The sequence below is a fragment of the Streptomyces sp. NBC_00299 genome (assembly GCF_036173045.1).
Lineage (GTDB): Bacteria > Actinomycetota > Actinomycetes > Streptomycetales > Streptomycetaceae > Streptomyces > Streptomyces machairae.
In genome coordinates this window covers 4,204,945-4,225,713 of record NZ_CP108039.1, presented here as the reverse complement: position 1 = coordinate 4,225,713, position 20,769 = coordinate 4,204,945, and the positions used below count along the sequence as shown (strand labels likewise).

21 protein-coding genes are annotated in these 20,769 nt (G+C 71.7%); 12 read left to right on the top strand and 9 right to left on the bottom strand.

Features of this window, described 5'->3' with window-relative positions; genetic code table 11:
• Positions 1–37: 37 nt before the first annotated feature.
• Complete coding sequence (locus OHT51_RS18400) at positions 38–700, top strand: TetR/AcrR family transcriptional regulator (protein WP_328880025.1); 663 nt, start codon at positions 38–40, stop codon at positions 698–700.
• Here the strand turns inward: OHT51_RS18400 and OHT51_RS18395 are convergent.
• Both OHT51_RS18395 and OHT51_RS18390 read right to left on the bottom strand, forming a co-directional pair.
• On the bottom strand, positions 682–1,560 hold the full coding sequence (locus OHT51_RS18395) for a MaoC family dehydratase (RefSeq protein ID WP_328884362.1): 879 nt from the start codon (positions 1,558–1,560) through the stop codon (positions 682–684). The two genes, OHT51_RS18400 and OHT51_RS18395, sit on opposite strands and share 19 nt — an antisense overlap.
• Positions 1,560–2,906, bottom strand: a complete 1,347-nt coding sequence (locus OHT51_RS18390; RefSeq protein ID WP_328880024.1) for a 3-oxoacyl-ACP reductase — start codon at positions 2,904–2,906, stop codon at positions 1,560–1,562. Before OHT51_RS18390 ends, OHT51_RS18395 begins: the two co-directional genes overlap by 1 nt.
• A gap of 85 nt (positions 2,907–2,991) precedes the next feature.
• On the opposite strand from OHT51_RS18390, the gene OHT51_RS18385 reads away from it, so the two are divergent.
• The 3 genes from OHT51_RS18385 to OHT51_RS18375 all read left to right on the top strand — a co-directional run bounded on the left by OHT51_RS18385 (position 2,992) and on the right by OHT51_RS18375 (position 7,727).
• Positions 2,992–4,278: an acetyl-CoA C-acetyltransferase gene (locus tag OHT51_RS18385; protein ID WP_328880023.1), complete on the top strand. Its 1,287-nt coding sequence runs from the start codon at positions 2,992–2,994 to the stop codon at positions 4,276–4,278.
• Between the two features lie 235 nt (positions 4,279–4,513).
• Complete coding sequence (locus OHT51_RS18380; protein WP_328880022.1) at positions 4,514–6,442, top strand: AMP-dependent synthetase/ligase; 1,929 nt, start codon at positions 4,514–4,516, stop codon at positions 6,440–6,442.
• A 148-nt stretch (positions 6,443–6,590) separates the two neighbouring features.
• Positions 6,591–7,727 carry a sugar ABC transporter substrate-binding protein gene (locus tag OHT51_RS18375; protein ID WP_328880021.1) on the top strand — a complete coding sequence of 379 codons (1,137 nt, stop codon included), beginning with the start codon at positions 6,591–6,593 and terminating at the stop codon, positions 7,725–7,727.
• A gap of 20 nt (positions 7,728–7,747) precedes the next feature.
• On the opposite strand, the gene OHT51_RS18370 is transcribed toward OHT51_RS18375, so the two are convergent.
• Positions 7,748–8,647 (bottom strand): LysR family transcriptional regulator, encoded by a 900-nt coding sequence (locus OHT51_RS18370; protein WP_328880020.1) that lies wholly within the window; start codon positions 8,645–8,647, stop codon positions 7,748–7,750.
• A gap of 284 nt (positions 8,648–8,931) precedes the next feature.
• Between OHT51_RS18370 and kstD the strand changes: the two genes are divergently transcribed.
• The gene (gene kstD, locus OHT51_RS18365; protein ID WP_328880019.1) at positions 8,932–10,704 is read left to right on the top strand and encodes a 3-oxosteroid 1-dehydrogenase; all 1,773 of its coding nucleotides are present in this window, start codon (positions 8,932–8,934) and stop codon (positions 10,702–10,704) included.
• Here kstD and OHT51_RS18360 read toward each other — a convergent pair.
• Genes OHT51_RS18360 through OHT51_RS18345 form a run of 4 tightly spaced genes read right to left on the bottom strand, consistent with a single transcriptional unit; the run spans position 10,701 to position 12,695 of the window.
• Positions 10,701–11,351 (bottom strand): class I SAM-dependent DNA methyltransferase, encoded by a 651-nt coding sequence (locus tag OHT51_RS18360; protein WP_328880018.1) that lies wholly within the window; start codon positions 11,349–11,351, stop codon positions 10,701–10,703. The two genes, kstD and OHT51_RS18360, sit on opposite strands and share 4 nt — an antisense overlap.
• A gap of 27 nt (positions 11,352–11,378) precedes the next feature.
• Positions 11,379–11,633: a hypothetical protein gene (locus OHT51_RS18355; protein ID WP_328880017.1), complete on the bottom strand. Its 255-nt coding sequence runs from the start codon at positions 11,631–11,633 to the stop codon at positions 11,379–11,381.
• 25 nt (positions 11,634–11,658) lie between these two features.
• A complete protein-coding gene (locus tag OHT51_RS18350) occupies positions 11,659–11,982 on the bottom strand; it encodes an AzlD domain-containing protein (protein ID WP_328880016.1) in 324 nt (107 codons plus the stop codon).
• Positions 11,979–12,695, bottom strand: coding sequence for an AzlC family ABC transporter permease (locus OHT51_RS18345; RefSeq protein ID WP_443052505.1), 717 nt, complete (start codon positions 12,693–12,695; stop codon positions 11,979–11,981). Before OHT51_RS18345 ends, OHT51_RS18350 begins: the two co-directional genes overlap by 4 nt.
• Positions 12,696–12,776: 81 nt before the next feature.
• Here OHT51_RS18345 and OHT51_RS18340 point away from each other — a divergent pair, with 81 nt between their 5' ends.
• On the top strand, positions 12,777–13,325 hold the full coding sequence (locus tag OHT51_RS18340) for a helix-turn-helix domain-containing protein (RefSeq protein ID WP_328880015.1): 549 nt from the start codon (positions 12,777–12,779) through the stop codon (positions 13,323–13,325).
• Positions 13,326–13,450: 125 nt separating this feature from the next.
• Here the strand turns inward: OHT51_RS18340 and OHT51_RS18335 are convergent, their stop codons facing one another.
• A complete protein-coding gene (locus tag OHT51_RS18335) occupies positions 13,451–13,654 on the bottom strand; it encodes a cold-shock protein (RefSeq protein ID WP_003992177.1) in 204 nt (67 codons plus the stop codon).
• A 322-nt stretch (positions 13,655–13,976) separates the two neighbouring features.
• On the opposite strand from OHT51_RS18335, the gene OHT51_RS18330 reads away from it, so the two are divergent.
• From OHT51_RS18330 to OHT51_RS18310, 5 genes are all read left to right on the top strand, one after another.
• A complete protein-coding gene (locus OHT51_RS18330) occupies positions 13,977–14,825 on the top strand; it encodes a menaquinone biosynthetic enzyme MqnA/MqnD family protein (protein WP_328880014.1) in 849 nt (282 codons plus the stop codon).
• Positions 14,826–14,901: 76 nt separating this feature from the next.
• A complete protein-coding gene (locus tag OHT51_RS18325; RefSeq protein ID WP_328880013.1) occupies positions 14,902–16,599 on the top strand; it encodes a serine/threonine-protein kinase in 1,698 nt (565 codons plus the stop codon).
• Positions 16,596–17,327, top strand: a complete 732-nt coding sequence (locus tag OHT51_RS18320) for a prepilin peptidase (protein ID WP_328880012.1) — start codon at positions 16,596–16,598, stop codon at positions 17,325–17,327. Before OHT51_RS18325 ends, OHT51_RS18320 begins: the two co-directional genes overlap by 4 nt.
• Positions 17,328–17,477: 150 nt before the next feature.
• Entirely contained in the window at positions 17,478–18,677 is a 1,200-nt protein-coding gene (gene mqnC / locus OHT51_RS18315; RefSeq protein ID WP_328880011.1) for a cyclic dehypoxanthinyl futalosine synthase, read from the top strand.
• 17 nt (positions 18,678–18,694) lie between these two features.
• On the top strand, positions 18,695–19,141 hold the full coding sequence (locus OHT51_RS18310; RefSeq protein ID WP_328880010.1) for an imidazolonepropionase-like domain-containing protein: 447 nt from the start codon (positions 18,695–18,697) through the stop codon (positions 19,139–19,141).
• Here OHT51_RS18310 and OHT51_RS18305 read toward each other — a convergent pair whose 3' ends face one another.
• Complete coding sequence (locus OHT51_RS18305) at positions 19,142–20,194, bottom strand: chitinase (RefSeq protein ID WP_328880009.1); 1,053 nt, start codon at positions 20,192–20,194, stop codon at positions 19,142–19,144. It lies immediately after the preceding gene.
• Positions 20,195–20,326: 132 nt separating this feature from the next.
• Here OHT51_RS18305 and OHT51_RS18300 point away from each other — a divergent pair, with 132 nt between their 5' ends.
• Positions 20,327–20,755 carry a hypothetical protein gene (locus OHT51_RS18300; protein ID WP_328880008.1) on the top strand — a complete coding sequence of 143 codons (429 nt, stop codon included), beginning with the start codon at positions 20,327–20,329 and terminating at the stop codon, positions 20,753–20,755.
• Positions 20,756–20,769: the final 14 nt, after the last annotated feature.

The following is a 20,769-nucleotide window of genomic DNA, read 5'->3' as shown; positions in this document are numbered from 1 at the left end:
GGGTGGGATCTCCCTCCCGGCCCGTACGCTAACGGCCATGGGTGCCGTGAAGACCAAACGGATGCCGCGGGCCGTCCGTGAGCAGCAGATGCTGGACGCCGCCGTGCGGACCTTCGGCAGGCGCGGGTACATGGCCGCGTCGATGGACGAGATAGCCGAACTGGCGGGTGTCTCGAAGCCGTTGGTGTATCTGTATCTGAACTCGAAGGAAGACCTCTTCACCGCCTGCATCCGGCGCGAGGCCGCCGCGCTCGTCGTGGCAGTGCGCTCCGGCGTGCGGACCGAGCTGCCCGCCGACCGCCAGCTCTGGGAAGGGCTGCGGGCGTTCTTCACCCACACCTCTCACTACCCGGACGCCTGGTCCGTCCTGCACCTCCAGGCGCGCACGCACGGCGAGCCGTTCGCGTCCGAGGTCGCCAAGATGCGCACGGAGATAGTCGAGTTCGTGACGCAGCTGATCCTCGTCGCGGCACGCGAGGCCCACCGCGACCCCGACCTGCCGGAGAGCGAGGTCGCCGGTCTCGCCGAGGCCCTGGTCGGCGCCGCGGAGTCCCTGGCCGACTGGGCCAACTCCACGCCGGCCGTGACGGCACGGGAAGCGGCGGCGACACTGATGAACTTCGCCTGGTCGGGCCTCGGCAACCTCATGGACGGCCGGCCCTGGTCACCGCCGGACGCCCCTCACGGGGCGAGCGGGTAGACCTCCCCGGCCAGGTGGACGCGGTCCTGGCCGCCCCGCAGTTCGAACCGCCCGCCCTCCGCGGCGTACGTCACCGTCCCCGGCAGCAGGACCGGTGCCCGGAAGCCGGCCCGCACCCGCACCGCCTCCGGAGTGCCGTGCGCGGCGAGGCAGCGGGCCACCGTCCACATGCCGTGCGCGATGGCCCGGGGGAAGCCGAACAGGCGGGCGGTGAGCGGGTGGAGGTGGATGGGGTTGCGGTCACCGGAGGCGGCACCGTAACGGCGTCCGACGTCGGCGGCGAGCCGCCACTCGGCGACGGCGGGCAGCGGCTTGTACTCCAGCACGTCCAGCGCCTCCTGGCCGTCCCGCATGCCCTGCACCTGCCCGGACGCCGTACGGCCGTCGGTGCGGTGCCTGGCCAGATATGTGCTCCGCGACTCCCACACGACCTCGTCAGCGGCCCGCAATTCGGTGACCACGGCGGCCTCCGTTCCGCGCCGGTGGGGCACCAAACCGTCGATGTGCACGGAGAGTTCGTACCCACGCGTGGCGGTGAGGGCCCGGTGCCGGGTGACGGTGATCGACGTGTGGACGAGACCGAGCAGCGGCAGCGGGAAATCCCGTCCGCTCATCAGCCGCATCGCCAGCGGGAAACCGAGCACATGCGGATACGTCACCGGCAGCGCGTCGTCCCCCGTGGGGAACCCGCACACCCGCTCGTACGCGGCCAGCCGGGCGAGGTCGACGCGAAGGTCCGGCAGAACGAGCCTCGTGCGCGGGAACTCCGCCTCCGGGCCCGGGCGTTTGAAGGGTGACAGCAGGGCGCCCCGGGCGAGCAGGGGCGGAAGCGAAGGAGGAGCGGTGAGGACGAGGGACATCACGCCCCCAGCAGGCTCTGGCCGCATACCCGGACGACCTGGCCGTTGACGCCCGAGGATCCCGGATCCGCCAGCCAGGCGGTCGTCTCGGCGACATCGATCGGCAGTCCACCCTGCGCGAGGGAGTTCATCCGGCGCCCCGCCTCCCGGATGAACAGGGGAATCGCGGCGGTCATCTTCGTCTCGACGAACCCGGGCGCGACCGCGTTCACCGTCACCCCGTGCTCGGCGAGGGCGCGTGGCGCGAGGGCCCGGACCAGTCCGACGACGCCCGCCTTGCTCGCGCCGTAGTTGGTCTGCCCGGCGTTCCCCGCCAGCCCCGCGATCGACGCCGTCGCCACGACCCGCCCGCCCCGCCTCAGCGTCCCGCTCTCCAGCAACGCGTCCGTCGTGCGCAGCACACTCGCGAGATTGACGTCGAGCACTGAACTCCAGCGCTCGGCGGGCATGTTGACCAGCCGCCGGTCGCGTGTGATCCCCGCGTTGTGCACCAGGACGTCCAGGCCGTCGGGCAGCGCGGCGGCGATGCGGGTGCCCGCGTCGGGGGCGGTGATGTCGAGCGCGAGGGCGGTGCCGCCGAGCCGGTCGGCCACGCGCCGCGCGCCCTGCTCGGCCTGCGGCACGTCGAGTACGACGACCTGGGCGCCGTCCCTCGCCAGCGTCTCGGCGACCGCCTCGCCGATGCCGCGCGCGGCGCCGGTGACCAGGGCGGTGCGGCCGGTGAGGGGGCGGTCGGGGTCGTGGGGTGCGGTGACGTCCGCCGGGGCCGAACCCACCTCGACGACCTGGCCGCTGACGTACGCCGACCTGGGGGAGAGGAGGAAGCGCAGGGTCGACTCGGCGGCGTGCGCGTCCGTCAGCCGTACGAGATTCACCGTCCTGCCGCGCCCGATCTCCTTGCCGAGCGAGCGCGTGAAGCCCTCCAGGGCCTGCTGGACGGCGGCCTGGTGGTGGTCGGCGGGGTCGAGGGGCGCGCCGAGCACGACGACCCGGCCGCTGTCGGCGACCGACCGTACGACCGGGTGGAGGGCCGCGTGCACCTCGGCGAGCGTCTCGACGTCACGGACGCCCGTGGCGTCCAGGACGACGGCGGCGGGCTTCTCGGAGGGGGCGGTCGTCAGGTCGAGGCCCAGGGCGGTACGGGCACCGGCACTGGGATTCGCGCCGGCACCGGCATCGGTGAGGCCGAGGTCCGACTTGCCGGCCGTCAGGAGCAGCCGGTCGCCCTCCAGCGAGGGTCGCTCCGGTGTCCAGCGTTGGAGCGCGGCGGGCTGCGGCAGCCCGAGTCGGCGGGTGAGGAGGCGGCCGGGCGCCGTGCCGGTGAAGCTCAGATAGCGGTCGGCCATGTCCCACTCCCAGTGCGCTCGGGTGCTGACTCCGGAGTAAGGTTACCCGAGGTAAGTCCATGGTGGACATGAGGAGTGGGTGGAGATGAGCTCCCTGTTGGCGCCGGCGGTCCGGCGCGTCGCGATCATCGGCGGCACCCGTATCCCGTTCGCCCGCTCCGACGGCCCGTACGCCACCGCGTCCAACCAGGACATGCTCACGGCCGTGGTCGACGGCCTGGCCGAGCGGTACGAGCTGGGCGATCCGGGCGCGGTCGGAGAGCTCGTCGCCGGGGCCGTCCTCAAGCACAGCCGGGACTTCAACCTCGCCCGCGAGACCGTCCTCGGCTCGAAGCTGGACGCCCGCACGCCCGCCTACGACATCCAGCAGGCCTGCGGCACCGGTCTCCAGGCCGTCATCGCCGCCGCCAACAAGATCGCGCTCGGCCAGACCGAGTCGGCGATCGCCGGCGGCGCGGACACCGCGAGCGACGCGCCCCTCGGTGTCAACGACGAGCTGCGGCGCATCTTGCTTCAGGCCCGGCGGGCCAAGTCGCTCGGCGGCCGGCTCAAGGCCCTGTCCGGCGTACGGCCGTCCCACCTCGTCCCCGACATCCCCCGCAACGCCGAGCCCCGCACCCGGCGGTCGATGGGGGAGCACGCCGCCGTCACGGCACGGGCCTGGGGTGTCTCCCGCGAGGCGCAGGACGAGTTGGCGGCGGCCAGCCACCAGCGACTGGCGGCGGCGTACGAGCGGGGCTTCTTCGAGGATCTGGTCGTGCCCTTCCGGGGCCTGGACAGGGACCAGAACCTGCGCCCCGGTTCGACGCCGGAGAAACTGGCCGCGCTGAAACCGGTGTTCGGCCTCGACGGTCCCGACCCGACGATGACGGCGGGCAATTCGACGCCGCTGACGGACGGGGCGGCGGTCGTGCTGCTGGCGAGCGAGGAGTGGGCCGCGCGCAGAGGGCTGGAGCCGCTGGCGTACCTCACCGCCTACGAGACGGCGGCCGTGGACTTCGTACGGGGCGATGTCGCGGGCGGTGCGGACGGGCTGCTCATGGCACCGGCCTACGCCGTCCCGCGGATGCTGGAGCGGGCCGGGGCTGCCCTCCCCGACTTCGACTTCGTCGAGATCCACGAGGCCTTCGCCTCCCAGGTGCTGGCCACGCTGGCGGCGTGGGAGAAGCGGGGCCTGGCCCCCGTGGACCGGGCCCGGCTGAACGTGACCGGGTCCTCCCTGGCCACCGGTCACCCCTTCGCGGCGACCGGTGCGCGGATCGTGGCGACGCTGGCCAAGTTGCTGGCGCAGAAGGGCGGTTCGGGGCGCGGGCTGATCTCGGTGTGCGCGGCGGGCGGGCAGGGGGTGACGGCTGTTCTGGAGCGAAGGTAAGGGGACGGTGAGACGAAGCTGAGTGTCCCTCACATAACCCCCGACGTTGCACATACCCGGCTCCGGACCACCCCCGAACCCGCACAACCCCCACACGCCCGCGCCGTACGATCGCCTGCCTAACCAGCGGTAACCCGTTTCCGCAGGCCTCGGCAGGTGAACGCCACGGTGCGCGAGGCACGTACGTCATGCAGCAAGCAGTTTCTTCGCTGCACGCCCGCCGCAGGAGCCGCCCGTGTCCACCCCGCTTCCCTCTTTCGCCGCCTCGGCCGCCTTCGACGACGCTCCGGGCCCGACCCTGGTGCAGCCCGAGACGCGACGACTGGACGGTGCCGTACGGGAGGCGTACGTACCGCCGTTCGCGCCGCCCGTGACCCATGGGTCGCTCGGGGACCTGCCCTTCGACAACGCGGCGGCGGCGCCGGACGCGGTCGTCCTCAGCCGCAGGGGCGAGGACGGGCGGTGGTCGGACGTGACGGCGGCGCAGTTCGCCGAGCAGGTGCAGGCGGTGGCGAAGGGCCTGATCGCCGAGGGACTGGAGCCGGGCGACCGGATCGCGATCATGGCGCGGACGACGTACGAGTGGACGCTCCTCGACTTCGGCGCGTGGGCGGCCGGCCTCGTCACGGTCCCCGTCTACCCCACCTCCTCCGTCTTCCAGACCCGCTGGATCCTCCAGGACTCCGGTGCGGTGGCCCTGGTCACGGAGACCGCCGCGCAGGCGGCCGCCCTCGGCCCCGAACTGGACCGGGTGCCCGATCTGCACCGCATGTGGGTGATGGAGAAGGGCCATGTGGAGCGGCTGGCGGAGCTGGGCGCGCAGCAGCCGGACGGCGAAGTGGGCGTACGGCGGGGCATGCTGGTGCCGGACACGCTGGCGACGCTCATCTACACCTCGGGCACGACCGGCCGCCCGAAGGGCTGCGCGCTGACGCACGGCAACTTCTTCGCCGAGGTGGACAACGCGATCGAGCTGCTCTACCCGATCTTCAAGGCGCGCACGAGCGAAGAGGCGTCGGTGCTGCTCTTCCTCCCCATGTCGCACGTCTTCGGCCGTATGGTCGCGGTGGCCTGCATCCGGGCCCGGGTGCGCCTCGGCCACGCGCCGAGCTTGAAGGCGGAGGACCTGCTGCCGGACCTGGCGGCCTTCCGCCCCACGTGCCTGCTGACCATCCCCTACATGCTGGAGAAGATCTTCAACTCCGCCCGCGCCAAGGCCGAGACGGGCGGCCGGGCGTCGTCCTTCGACCGCGCGGCCTCGGTGGCCGAGCGCTACGGCGAGGCGATGGAGGCCCGGGCCTCGGGGACGGGCGGTGGCCCCGGCACGACGCTCAAGACGGCCCGCGCCTTCTACGACCCCCTGGTCTACCGCCGTATCCGCAACGCGATGGGCGGCCGGGTGCGCTACGCGATCTGCGGCGGCTCACCGCTCGGCCGCCGCCTGGCCGCCTTCTACTCCGGCGCCGGCATCGAGATCTACGAGGGCTACGGTCTGACGGAGGTGACGGGCGCCGCGACGGTGACCCCGCCCTCCAAGCCCCGCCTGGGAACGGTGGGCTGGCCCCTGCCCGGCACCCGCATCCGGATCGCCTCGGACGGCGAGATCCTCATCTCCGGCGAGCAGGTGCTGCGCGGCTACTGGGACCCGTCCGCGGGCGGCGTCGTCCCGGCTGCCGCCGACGGCTGGCTGCCGACGGGTGACATCGGCGCCCTGGACGACGAGGGCTATCTGACGATCACCGGCCGCAAGAAGGAACTCCTGATCACGGCGGGCGGCAAGAGCGTGGCCCCGGCGCCCCTGGAGAACTGGCTGCGCTCCCACCCCCTGATCTCCCAGTGCATGGTCGTGGGCGACCGGCGGCCTTTCGTGTCCGCCCTGATGACCCTGGACATGGACGGCGTGAGCCACTGGCGCCGGATGAACGGCAAGCACCCCGTCCCCGCGGAGCTCCTCGTCGACGACGCCGAACTGAGGGCGATCCTGCAACGCGCGATCGACGAGGCCAACAAGCTGGTCTCGCGCCCGGAGTCCATCCGCCGCTTCACGATCCTGCCGATGGACTTCACGGAGCTGGACGGCCACCTCACGCCGTCGATGAAGCTGCGACGGGAGGCTGTGATGCGGGACTTCGCGGCGGAGGTCGAGGAGCTGTACGCCACATAGCCGCGGTTCGGGGCAACCCGCCAGGACCCGACATCACGACAAACGGTTGCCGTCTCGTTACGACAATTGCTTGACGTGACATGCCGTGGCCACGTTGGCTACCGCCACCGGGTAGCAAAGCCGCTCATCCGCTCGGAAGGCACCAGTAGTGAATGCTCGTACCCCCCACACGTCCGCTGTACGCCGGTTCTCCATAGCCCTCGTCGCGTCCGCCTCGGCGCTCTCGCTCGCCGCGTGCGGTGTGGTCGACGGCATCGGGGGCGGTGACAGCTCGGAGTCGCCCGACAAGGGCGACGACGTCACGGTGGGGCTCCTGCTGCCCGACAAGGACACGGCGCGCTTCGAGAAGTTCGACCATCCGCTGATCAAGAAGGAAGTCGCCTCCCTCACCCACGACAAGGGCAAGGTCGTCTACGCCAACGCCGAGTCGAGCACGGACAAGCAGAGTCAGCAGTTCCAGCAGATGATCGCCGACGCGGTGGACGTCATCCTCGTGGACGCGCTGGACTCCAAGGCCATCGCGCCGGACGTGCAGAAGGCGAAGGACGCGGGCATTCCCGTCATCGCCTACGACCGGCTCGCCGAGGGGCCGATCGACGCGTACGTCTCCCACGACAACGAGCTCGTCGGTGAGGTACAGGGCCGCGCCCTCGTCGAGGACCTCGGCGCGAAGGCCGCGACCAGCAAGGTCGTCATGATGAACGGCGACCCCGCCGACCCGAACACCGGCCGGTTCAAGAAGGGCGCGCTCGACGAGCTCGAGGGCGAGGTGAACATCGTCAAGCGGTACGACACCGACAAGTGGTCGCCCGAGATCGCCAAGGCGAACATGGAGAAGGCGATCTCCGCCGTCGGCCTGGACAACATCGCCGCCGTCTACTCGGCGAACGACGGCATGGCGGGCGCCGTCATCGACGCCCTCAAGGAGTCCGGCGCGAGCAAGATCCCGCCGGTGACCGGGCAGGACGCCAACCTGGACGCGGTGCAGCGGATCGTCGCGGGCGAGCAGTTCATGACGGTGTACAAGTCGTTCCTGCTGGAGGCGACCAACGCCGCGAAGATGGCCGTGTTCAAGGCCCAGGGACGCACGATCCAGTTCGACGCCCTGACCCAGGACTCGGTCGACAGCCCGACCCAGGACGGCATCCCGGCCCAGCTGGTCTCGGTGGTCCCGCTGACCAAGAGCAACATCAAGCAGACGGTGATCCAGGACGGCGTCTACACCGTCAAGGACATCTGCACCGCTGAGTACAAGGCGGACTGCGCGGCCATCGGCCTGAACTGACCGGCCCGAATCGGCCGCAGTCAGGCGCGTGTGGCCCGGCGGTGACTCTCCACCAGGTCCGCGAACGCCCGGGCCGGCGGGCTGAGCGCGTCCCAGCGGCGGACGGCCCAGCCCACGGGCAGGGGGCGCAGTCCGGGGAGTGGAATCAGGCGCAGTTCCCCCTCACCGGGGACCGGCAGTCCCGGCAGCGCGGGCAGGACCGCCCGTCCGACCCCCAGCTCGGCCAGCAGCAGCGCGGTGTCCCAGTCGGCGACGCTCGTGTCGTGCGCGAACCGGACGCCCAGCTCGGCACAGGCGGCGTCCAGATGGGCCGCCGAGGCGGAGTTCGGCGGCAGCCGGATCAGCCGTACGTCACGCAGGTCGGCGCCGACATCGACGTACGGCCGTGCCGCGAGCGGATCGTCGGCCCGCACCGCCAGCACCCACGGCAGCTCCACCACCGGCCGCTGCTCGATACCGCGCACCTGCGGTCCGAGGGTGATCCAGGCCAGGTCGAGCGTGCCGTCGGCCAGCGCGTCGAAGCTGCCCCGGCCCGAACTGACCGTGCGGAACTCCAGATTGACCCGGGGATGCCGCCGCCGGTACGCGACGACCGCCTCCGCCATGAAGTGCCGTACGGTCGTCGCCCCTGTCGCCACCCGCACGTACCCGCTCTCGCCGTCGACGAGATCCCGCAGCTGCCGCACGGCGAGGTCCAGCCCCGAAATCCCCTCGGCGGCGGCCGCCTCCAGCACCCGGCCGGCCTGCGTCGGCACGACCCCCCGGGGCTGCCGTTCCAGCAACGCGACCCCGGTCTCCCGCTCCAGGCGCTTCACATGCTGACTCACCGCGGACTGGGTGCACCCCAGTTCCCGGGCCACCGAGCTGAGACTCCCGGCACGGCACACGGCCACGAACACACGCAGGTCATCGAGGGTCATGACCTCTAAGTTAATGCTTGGGGTCAGCCATAAATCCCAAGGATTGACTGGGCCTTGGCCGATGGACGACGATCCTGGAAGGGCCCGGGCGGCAACCCGCTCCACACCCTCGCCGGTGTCCGGACCAAGGCGGGGGAGGGAGCGGGTGCCGACCCAAAAGACGCGAGCGGACGGCGGATTCGACTCCCCGGCCACGCCCTTGACTTCACGCGGCATCCGCGTCACATTCGCATTTCTGACACACCCTCAGAAACGCGGCGTCGTCCAGGGCGGGAGCGGCCTCCATGACCAGCAGCGTGCACCTTTCGCGAAGACACGTACTGGCCGCGGGTGCCGCCGGCGCCGCAGGCACGGCCCTCGGGGCCGGGGCCGTGGCCCAGCCCGCCGCCCACGCGGCCGACCTGCCCCTGCTCGGCACCTACGACGTCGTCGTCATCGGCTCCGGAGCCGCCGGCATGACCGCCGCGCTGACCGCGGCCAAGCAGGGGCTGAGCTGCGTGGTGGTGGAGAAGGCGCCCACCTTCGGAGGGTCCGCCGCGCGGTCCGGGGCCGGGATCTGGATACCGAACAACTCGGTGATCATCGCGGCCGGTGTGCCGGACACACCGGCGAAGGCGGCCGAGTATCTGGCCGCCGTCGTCGGGCCGGACGTCTCCGTCGAGCGGCAGCGGGCCTTCCTCGCGCACGGCCCGGCGATGCTGTCCTTCGTCATGGCCAACAGCCCGCTGCGATTCCGCTGGATGGAGGGGTACGCCGACTACTACCCCGAACTGCCCGGTGGCCTCCCGAACGGCCGCTCCATCGAGCCCGACCAACTCGACGGCAACCTCCTGGGCCCCGAGCTGGCGCGGCTGAACCCGCCGTACATGGACGTGCCCGCCGGCATGGTCGTCTTCAGCGCGGACTACAAGTGGCTGGCCCTGGCGGCGGTGAACGTCAAGGGCGCCGCCGTGGCCGCGGCCTGTCTCGCGCGCGGTACGGCCGCGGCGCTGCGCGGTGAGAAGCCGCTGACCATGGGACAGTCGCTGGCGGCCGGCCTGCGCCTGGGGCTGCGGTCGGCCGGGGTCCCGGTGTGGCTCGGCACGCCCCTCACCGACCTGTACGTCGAGAACGGCACCGTGAGCGGCGCGGTCGTCACCCGGGACGGCGCCCCCGGCCTGGTGCGCGCCCGCCGTGGCGTGATCGTCGGCTCGGGCGGCTTCGAGCACAACGCGGCCATGCGCGAGCACTACCAGCGGCAGCCCATCGGCACGGACTGGACGGTCGGCGCGAAGGAGAACACCGGCGACGGCATCCGGGCCGGACACCGGCTCGGCGCCGCGCTCGGCCTCATGGACGACGCCTGGTGGGGCCCGGCGATCCCCCTCCCCGGCCAGCCCTACTTCTGCCTCGCCGAACGCACCCTTCCCGGCGGCCTGTTGATCAACGCCGCCGGCGCCCGCTTCGTCAACGAGGCCGCTCCCTACAGCGACGTCGTCCACACCATGTACGACGTCCACGACACGAGCCCGGCCATCCCGGCCTGGCTGATCGTCGACCAGTACTACCGCAACCGGTACCTCTTCAAGGACGTCCTCCCGGCCCTGCCCCTCCCGGCCGACTGGTACAGCTCGGGCGCCGCGCACAAGGCCTGGACGCTGGACGCGCTCGCACGGTCGATCGGCGTCCCGGCGCCGGCCCTGCGGACCACCGTCGACCGCTTCAACGCACAGGCCCGGCACGGCAGGGACCCCGACTTCAAACGAGGCGACAGCGCCTACGACCACTACTACACGGACCCGTCCGTCCTGCCCAACTCCTGCCTCGCGCCCCTGTGGCTGCCCCCGTACCACGCCTTCCGCATCGTCCCCGGCGACCTCGGCACCAAGGGCGGCCTTCTCACCGACGCCCGCGCCCGCGTGCTGCGGGAGGACGGTTCGGTGATCAAGGGGCTGTACGCCGCCGGCAACGCGAGCTCGGCCGTCATGGGGCACAGCTACGCGGGCGCGGGCTCGACGATCGGCCCGGCGATGACGTTCGGGTACATCGCGGCGCGGGACATCGCCGGGAGCCTCTAGCGCTCGGGCTTTCGGGCGATCAGGAACGCCTGCGGGGACGTCTCGTCCAGCGCCGGGTCGGGCTCGCGGACCGTCCGGGAGACGAGGGTGAACCCGGCCCCGGTCAGCAGGTCGGCCATGTGTTCCGGCCGACGGCGCTGGAAGGTCAGCGAGACCGGGTGCCCGAAGGGCCGGTCGTGGTGCCGGTGTTCGTCTCCGGCCTGGAACGCGACGAGCAGGGGCGCGCCGGCCGCCAGCACACGGTGGAACTCGGCGAAGAGGTCCGGGAGCCGGTCCACCGGCGTGTGGATGGAGGAGTAGAAGGACAGGGCACCGGCCAGCGCGCCGTCCGCCAGATCCAGTTCGAGCATCGAACCCTGCTCGAACCGCAGCCCCGGGTTCTCGCGGCGCGCGATCGCCAGCATCGACTCCGACAGATCGAGCCCGAACACGGAGAGCCCGAGTGAGGCGAGGCGGGCGGTGGTCCGGCCCGGCCCGCATCCCAGGTCGGCCACCGGCCCGTCCCCGTCGACGAGTTCGGCGAACACTCCCAGCAACGCCCGCTCCAAGGGTCTGCCCGCGAGCTCGTCCCGGAAGAGGTCCGCGTAGTCCTCGGCGATGGCGTCGTAGAAGGTGCGGGTGGTGGTCAGGAAGTCGGAGTCGGTCATGGGCGGGGACCCTAGCGAACGCGTTGGCTACTCGGCTCCGTCCTTCGCCTGCCCCGTCCGCTTCCGGCCACCGCCGCTCGAGGCTCCGACCGCGGCGCCGACGGCGATGCCCAGCCCCATCCCCAGGGCCAGCCCGAGCCCGAGGTTGTCGAAGACGGTCAGGCCGAGCGCGATGCCGATGCTCGTGCCGAGGGAGAGGCCGAGCGAAAGGCCCATCGCCTGCTTGTTGTCGGCGGCGGTGCCGCCGTCTTCCCCGTGGTTGTTCTCATCCCCGTCGTTCACCTGGCGATTCTCCCACGGGGCCGGCTCATGGCACCCCTGCCGCCCGCAGCACCGCGGTGGCCACGGCCGCCCCCAGCACCACCACCGGGAACGGCGCCCGCCGCCACGCCAGCACGCCGCCCACCAGCACCCCGGCCGGCCGCGCCCACCCCGCGAAGCCGCCGCCCTCCGTCAACGTCCCCGTCGCCAGCAGCGCCACGAGCAGCACCACCGCACCCGCCGCCAACAGCTCCTGGATCCGCGCGGGGAGCGCGACCCGCCCGTGCAGGGCCGGCCCGACCAGACGGAAGGCGTACGTCCCCACCGCCAGCGCCAGGATCATGGCGACCGTTCCCGTCGTGCTGGTCATGACGCGTCGTCCTTCCTGCCGGACGGGCGGTACGCGACGAGCCCCGCCAGCGCCAGCAGCACCGGAACCCCCGCCGGGACGACCGGTACCGCGGCCAGGGCGAGGGCGGCGCCGAGGAGCGCGGCACGGCGTACGGCGGAGTCCTTGCGCAGGGTGGGCAGGACCAGTGCGACCAGTACGGCGGGGAAGGCGGCGTCCAGGCCGTACGTCGCCGTGTCGCCCAGTGCGGTTCCGGCGAGCGCGCCGGCGAGGACACCGATGTTCCAGGTGACGAACAGGCCGAGCCCGTTCACCCAGAACGCCACCCGGCGGCGTACGGGATCCGGTTGGGCGAGGGTGAAGGCCACCGTCTCGTCGGACACGAGGTGGGCGCCGAGGAGGCGGGCGAGGCGGCCCCGGCCGAGGATGTCCGCGACGGCCAGGCTGAAGGCGGCCGTGCGGGTGTTGAGGAGCAGCCCGGTGGCCGCCGCGGCGAACGGCCCGCCCCCGGCCAGCAGCACGCCGACCGCGCTGAACTGGGCCGAGCCCGCGTAGACGATCAGTGACATCACCACCGGCACCCACACCGGCAGCCCGCCGGCCACCGCGATCGCGCCGAAGGAGACGCCCACGACCCCGCCGGCCAGCCAGATGAGGGCGCTGTCGCGCAGCAGGGCCGTCATCTCGGGCGCCGGAAGAGGTGACATCATCGGTGTTCGGAGTAGCGAACGCATGTTTTCCAGAATGAACAGTCGGGCATCCGTTCGTCAAGGCGAACGAATGGACCGGCGCAGCGAACGACGGGAAGTGAACCGATGAGCGAGCCCCTGACCTGGATCGCCGCCTCGCTGCGGCGCGAGCGCACCCGGGCCGGGCTGTCCCTGTCCGAGCTGGCCAAACGGGCCGGGATCGCGAAGTCCACGCTCTCCCAGCTGGAGGCCGGCGGCGGGAACCCCAGCGTGGAGACGCTGTGGGCGCTGGGGGTCGCGCTCGGCGTGCCGTTCAGTGCGCTGGTGGAGCCGCCGTCGCCGGCGGTCCAGGTGATCCGGGCGGGGGAGGGACCCACGGTCGCCTCCGAGCGGGCGGACTACGTGGCCACGCTGCTCTCCGCCAGTCCGCCCGGCGCTCGCCGTGACATCTACCACCTGCGCGCGGAACCCGGCCCGGCCCGGGAGTCGGAGCCGCACATTCCGGGGTCGGTGGAGCATCTGATCGTGAGCACGGGGCGCGTGAAGGCGGGACCGCGGGGGGACGAGGTCGAGCTGGAGCCCGGCGACTACATGTCGTATCGCGGGGATGTGCCCCACTCGTACGAGGCGCTCGCCCCCGGAACGACGTTCGTGCTGGTCATGCAGCACATCTAGCCCTCGACGGGGGAGGAAAGGCAGGAGCCCCGTTGCCTTGCGGCACGGGGCTCCTTGGGTACTGCTATCTGTTCCGGATCAAAGCACCAGGCTCCGAGACCGAATGATCAGACTGATCGAACTGATCAGACGGGGGTGACGTTCTCCGCCTGCGGGCCCTTCGGGCCCTGGGTCACGTCGAAGGAGACCTGCTGGTTCTCCTCCAGCGAACGGAAGCCGCTCGCATTGATCGCGGAGTAGTGAACGAAGACGTCGGGGCCGCCGCCTTCTTGGGCGATGAAGCCAAAGCCCTTTTCGGCGTTGAACCACTTCACGGTTCCGGTAGCCATAAGCCCTCCTTGGGCCCAAAGGGTTGCCCTGCTCCAGAACCCTGCAAGTGTGAAAACAAAATGCCGCACAACTGCATACGTCTGAAAACGACGAGAGCCCGCGGTCACATGCTCCGCAGGCTCTGTACTGCAAGGGAAACCAAACTGCAACTTGCGGCGAGCCTAGCATGCGGGCAGCCGAAAGCAATAGAGGTCAAGATCACGTCACCCGGACGTTTGAACCCACGTGTCGGGGTTGACGGGAGCGCTGGTGATCTGAGCGTCACCGGAGAGTCGCCACCCTGAAGGGTGCACGCTACCCCATGGGGTCTAGTCTCGCGATGTGGACAATTCTCGCACCAGGCCGCGCGTAGGCCACATCCAGTTCCTGAACTGCCTGCCCCTGTACTGGGGGCTCGCGAGAACGGGCACGCTCCTCGACTTCGAGCTGACCAAGGACACCCCCGAGAAGCTCAGCGAGCAGCTGGTGCGGGGCGACCTCGACATCGGGCCCATCACCCTCGTCGAGTTCCTGCGCAACGCCGACGACCTGGTCGCCTTCCCTGACATCGCTGTCGGCTGCGACGGCCCGGTGATGTCCTGTGTGATCGTCTCGCAGGTCCCGCTGGACCGGCTGGACGGCGCCCGGGTCGCCCTCGGCTCGACCTCGCGCACCTCGGTCCGGCTGGCCCAGCTGCTGCTCGCCGAGCGCTACGGCGTACAGCCCTCCTACTACACCTGCCCGCCCGACCTCAGCCTGATGATGCAGGAGGCGGAGGCGGCCGTACTCATCGGAGACGCGGCGCTGCGGGCCAACCTCCTCGACGGCCCGCGCTACGGCCTTGAGGTGCACGACCTCGGCTCGCTCTGGAAGGAGTGGACCGGCCTGCCCTTCGTCTTCGCGGTCTGGGCGGCGCGCCGGGACTACCTGGAGCGCGAGCCGGCCATCACCCGCCAGGTCCACGAGGCCTTCCTCTCCTCCCGCAACCTCTCCCTGGACGAGGTCGGCAAGGTCGCCGAGCAGGCCGCCCGCTGGGAGGCCTTCGACGAGCAGGTCCTGGAGCGGTACTTCACGACCCTCGACTTCCGTTTCGGCGGCCCGCAGCTGGAGGCGGTCGCGGAGTTCGCGCGGCGGGTGGGACCGACGACGGGCTTCGCGGCGGATGTGAAGGTGGATCTGCTTCAGCCGTGAGGGTGGGGTCCGCGCCCACTAATCTGCTGGAAGTTCCACGGCCGCACTGGGCCGTACGGGGGAGGGGTGGAAGCCGATGCAGCCGCTCGGAGTTGACGAGCCCACGGTCGTCGGGCCGTACCGGCTGCTCGGCCGGCTCGGCTCCGGCGGCATGGGGCGGGTGTATCTCGGCCGCAGCGCGGGCGGCCGTACGGTCGCCGTCAAGATCGTGCATCCGCACTTCGCGCTGGACGAGGAATTCCGCGCCCGCTTCCGCCGGGAGGTGGACGCGGCGCGGCGGGTGGGCGGCGCGTGGACGGCGCCCGTGCTGGACGCGGATCCGCAGGCCGCGGTGCCGTGGGTGGCCACCGGCTATGCGGCGGGTCCGTCGCTGTCGGCCGCAGTCGCGGACTCGGGCGCGCTGCCCGCGCATTCGGTACGAGCGCTGGGGGCCGGGCTGGCCGAGGCGCTGGCGGCCGTACACGAACTGGGGCTGGTGCACCGGGACGTGAAGCCGTCGAACGTCCTGCTGACACTGGACGGCCCCCTGCTGATCGACTTCGGCATCGCGAGAGCCATGGACGGCACGGCGTCCCTGACGTCCACCGGCGTCTCGGTCGGCTCCCCCGGATACATGTCGCCCGAACAGATCGTGGGCAAGGGCGCCACGGGAGCGGCGGACGTCTTCTCGCTGGGCGCGGTCCTGGCGTACGCGGCGACCGGGGAGCCGCCGTTCTCCGGGGACTCGTCGGCGGCGCTGCTCTACAAGGTCGTGCACGAGGAGCCCGAACTCGGCCCGCTGGACGGCGACGTGCGGGAGCTGGTGGAGGCCTGCCTGGCCAAGGAGCCGGGTGCCCGGCCCGCGCCGGGTGAGGTCGCCAGGCGCCTGGCTCCGGACGGGGCGGCCCGGCTGGTGACGGGCGGGTGGCTGCCGGGCGGGCTGGTCGAGCAGGTCAGCCGGAGTGCCGTGCGGCTGCTGAACCTGGAGGCGGGGGAGCCGGGAGAGACCGGCCGGCCGGGAGGCGATGTCCCCTCGGGGCCGGTGGGGTTCAGCCGGCAGGCCACGGTGGGGGAGTTCGGGCCGCCGCCGGTCATGCCGGTGGTGGGGGGTGCCGGCGCGTCCATGCCGTCCGCGGCCGTCCCCGAACCCCGGGACGCCCCGCCGCAGGATGCGACCCCGGCATCCGCGTCCGACAGCCGCCCCGGCAAGCTCTCCCTCTCCGTCGCGGCGGCCTCGGCGCCTGGGGAGGGCGGCCGTGGACGGAGGCTGAGCTGCACCGTCGCGCTCGCGGTGGCGGGGGCGTTGGCCGCGGTGACGGTGGGGTCGGCGTTCCTGTTCGACCTGTTGCCGGGCGGCGGAGACCAGGACACCAACGCGGGTTCCGACACTGCCTCGTCCGCATCGCCGGGCGAGGGCACCCCCACCCGGGTCGAGGGCTCCGTGCCCGCCCGCTACATCGGCACCTGGGAGGGCCAGGCCACCGCCCTGGCCGGCGCCCTGCCGTCGGGCACCTACCGGCTCACCGTGCACAAGGCCGACGTGGGCGAGGAGTTGGGCACACTCCGGCAGACGGACGTGCTCGGCCTCGTCTGCAACGACGTACTGACCCTGAAGAAGGTGACGGCGAAGGAACTCGTCGTCACGTCCGTGGGCAGGAAGACCAACCACGGCGGCTGCAACCCGGCACCGCACACCGTCCGGATCTCGCCCGCCGGCGACGACCTGGTGTTCCGCTCGGAGAGCGACGCGGAGGGCAAGCCCGAGGCGCGGCTGTCCAAGGTCGAGCAGGGGTGAGCACGCTCGTCCTGGTCGTGGTGGCCGCACTCTGGGGTGCCGCGGCGGGCACGCTGCTGCCCCGGCCCGCCCATCGGTTCTCCGTCGCGCAGGAGGAGGACTGGCGGGAGCGGTGTCCGGGCGGGCACCCGATCGGGGGCTGGCTCGGGTGGGCCCGGTGCCGGGACTGCACCGACTCGCCGTCGTACGGGCCCGGTACGGCTCTCATGGCCACCGTCACCGCCCTCGTCTGCGCCGCCCTCGCCGCGGCCACCGGCACCCGGCCCGAGCTGGGCGTCTGGCTGCTGCTGGCGCCCGTCGGCGTGCTGCTCACGGTCGTCGACCTGCGGGTGCGGCGGCTGCCCGACGCCCTGACCCTGCCGCTCGCGGGCGCCGCGCTGCTGCTGCTCGGCCTGGCCGCCCTCGTCCCCGAACACGCCGGCGACTGGCCCACCGCCCTGTGGGCCGCCCTCGCGCTCGGCGCCGGCTACTTCGTACTATGGCTCATCAACCCCGGCGGCATGGGCTTCGGCGATGTGAAGCTCGCGCTCGGGGTGGGGGCGGCGCTGGGGTGGTACGGCTGGCCGACGGTCATGCTCGGCACCTTCGCCGGGTTCCTGTTCGGGGCTCTGTACGGCGGTGCGCTGGTCGTTCTGCGGCGGGCGGGGCGCAGGACGGCGATCCCGTTCGGACCGTTCCTGCTCGGCGGAGGGCTCGTCGGGCTGCTGATCGGGGCGTACGCGGCGTGAGGTGGGGACCGAGGCGGGCGCGGCCTGACGTCCGCGAGTCGAAACGCCTGGCGTAGGCTGGTTCGGTCCGCCCACCCGTCTCCCACCACCACCCTTGTTTCGAGCGCTTCGCGCACACCTTCTTATTTGCTTGACGAAAGGGACGCCCCGGTGACCGAGAAGGCCGACCTCCAGTCTGTGCTCGACCGTGCCGCAGCGGGCGGGCGGATCACCCCAGAGGAGGCGCTCGACCTCTACCGGGACGCCCCGCTGCACGCGCTGGGCGCCGCCGCCGACGCCGTACGCCGCCGCAGGTACGCCGGCACCGAGCACATCGCGACGTACATCATCGAGCGCAACATCAACTACACGAACGTGTGCGTCACGGCGTGCAAGTTCTGCGCCTTCTACGCCGCCCCCAAGGACACGGCCAAGGGCTGGACCCGTGACCTCGACGACATCCTGCGGCGCTGCGCCGAGACCGTCGAGCTCGGCGGTACGCAGATCATGTTCCAGGGCGGCCACCACCCGGACTACGGCGTCGAGTACTACGAGACGCACTTCCGCGCCATCAAGGACGCCTTCCCGCAGCTCGTCATCCACAGCCTGGGGGCGAGCGAGGTCGAGCACATGGCCCGGATCTCCAAGGTGAGCGTCGAAGAGGCCATCACCCGCATCCACGAGGCTGGCCTGGACTCCTTCGCCGGCGCCGGTGCCGAGCTGCTGCCCGCGCGGCCGCGCAAGGCCATCGCCCCGCTGAAGGAGAGCGGCGAGCGCTGGCTGGAGATCATGGAGGCCGCGCACCGGCTGGGCGTCGAGTCCACGTCGACCATGCTGATGGGCACGGGCGAGACCAACGCCGAGCGCATCGAGCACCTGCGGATGATCCGTGACGTTCAGGACCGCACGGGCGGCTTCCGGGCCTTCATCCCGTACACCTACCAGCCCGAGAACAACCATCTGAAGGGCCGTACGCAGGCCACGATCTTCGAGTACCTGCGGATGATCGCGATCGCGCGGCTGTTCATGGACAACATCCAGCACATCCAGGGCTCCTGGCTGACCACCGGCAAGGAGATCGGCCAGCTGTCGCTGCACTACGGCGCCGACGACCTCGGCTCGATCATGCTGGAGGAGAACGTCGTCTCCAGCGCCGGCGCCAAGCACCGCTCCAACCGGCTGGAGATCATCGACCTGATCCGCAAGGCGGGGCGGGTGCCGGCTCAGCGGGCGACGACGTACGAGCACCTCGTCGTGCACGACGACCCGGCGAACGACCCCGTCGACGAGCGGGTGGCCTCGCACATCTCGTCCACGGCGATCGCGGGCGGCACGGCGCATCCCGAGCTGAAGATCCTCGCTTCCAACTGACCTGATCCGAGGACGAGTTGGAGACCATTCACACGGCCGACGAGGTCCGGTTCACCTGGGACTCGGAGCCGATCGTGGACGGTGCCGTCGTGGTGGGGCGGGACCGGATCGGCGCTGTGGGGACGTTCGAGGAACTGCGCGGGCGGTTCCCGGGTGCCCGGGTCCGCAGCTGGCCCGGTACCCTCGGCCCCGCGCGCGTCCACGAAGGTCCGCTCCCGGACGCCCCGACGCCACGTGAGCGTGTCCACGCGGTACTGAAACTCGGCGCTGTGGCGGTTCTGGAGGAGTACGTCGACTCTCCTGAACTGCGGGCCGCGGCCCAGCGGAACGACGTCGTGGTCCTCCCGCGCGCCCAGTCGATCGCCATCAGGCAGACCGGCCGTGCCGACCTCGCCGTACTCGACGAGACCGGCGCCTGCATCGCGACGGTCTGCGCGGGGCGCCTGGTGCACCGACGACGCTGATCAGCCCGCGAACGCCTCTCCGAACGCCCCCGAACTCTGGGTCACCCCACTGCAGTTGGCCGCCGCGTCGTCATCACCGGAGCTCCCCTTCTCGCACTGCCGGTCCCGGAACGTCGCCCACATCGACACCCACCCGATCCCCTTCTCCTCGGCGAAGTCCCGCACCTGCGCCGCGTCGTCGAGCGTGAACGTCTCGTTGTCGACGTCGTTGACGCCGAGCATCGAGGTGAGTGCCATGGCCCGCCAGGCGGTCGTGTCGGACGTGCCGAAGAGCTCCTTGAGCTGCGTGTGGGCGGCCTTGGCGGACGTGAGGGCGTAGTCGCCCATGTCGCCGGTGTACGACTCGCCGTAGTTCATCGTCATGAGGTTGACGGTGGAGACCTGCACGTCGTGCTGGTTGGCGGACTCCAGCAGCGCCACACCGTCGTCGTCGAGGCCGGAAGGCATCACCGGCAGCGTGAAGGAGACGCGGAGGTCGTCGCGCTCCTGCTGGAGCAGGGCGATCGCCTCCGAACGCAGGTCCACGGAGTCGGAGTCGGTCAGCTCGTCACCCTCGATGTCGAAGTCGGCCTGGGTGGAGCCCGCCGCGTCCAGGGCCTTCCCGTACGCCGCCGCCAGCTCGGACGCGCTGCCACAACTCGCCGCCATTTCCTTGCCGGAGGCACCGCCGAAGGAGACCCGGACGGTGGCGCCGTCCTGTTCGAGTTTCGAGATACGGGACTTGACGGCCGAGTCGGAAATGGGGGTGGAGCCGTTCCATTTCGGGGTGCAGTTACTCCCGTCCGAGATGACGAAAGCCAGGTTGTACGTCGCGGGGGAGCCGGCCGAGTCGTTTCCGGAGGCCTCGGTGGCGCTGACGTACGGGGCGTACGACGTGCTCGCGGCGGCCGTCCCGGAGGCCGACGGGGCGGCCGTTGCGGAGGACGGGGTGCTGGGCCGCTGGGGGCTCGGCGGCGCCGCGTCCGCCGTACCGCCGGAGCCCGCGGAGCACCCCGTGGTCAGCGCGAGCAGACAGGTGAGTCCGGCCGCCGTTTTCCCTGAGTACGTTTGCATGCTGGAAACCTCTCATCACTGAGGGGCCGTTGCCGAAAACTCTCAGGGAACGTACAGGTCAAGGCGTTTCTCATATGTGCCTCACATGGAGAGCGAGTTTGTGGCACATAAAGCCTCCGTAATCTCCGGGGAATGCATTCCGAGCCTGCCATCGAAAACCGCGCGGACGTCCGCCGGCGCAATGACGCCCGCGGTCGCCGCCGCAAACGCGGCAACGGGTCCGCCGAAGGGCCCGTGTTCGTTGACAACTCCGGACGCCGCTCCAAGCTGCTGCGTCGCCTCGGCCTCCTGGTCGGCGTCGGCTGCCTCGGGTACGCGGTCGTCCTGGGCATGGCCTTCATGGACGTCGGCACCTCGCTGACGCCGTCCCAACTGCTGCCCTTCGGGGGCGGCGGCCCTGCCGGTGCCCCGAACTCCGGTCCCGGGACCGGCACCCGGCCGCAGGGCGGGACCGGCACGCCGCCCGTGAAGCACTCCGGCACGCCGCCGACGGGCACCGCGACCGGCGAGCCGCCCGGCGCCGCCCCGACCGTGTCCGCCTCCCCGGCCGCCGCCGGCTGACCGGAACGCACCCA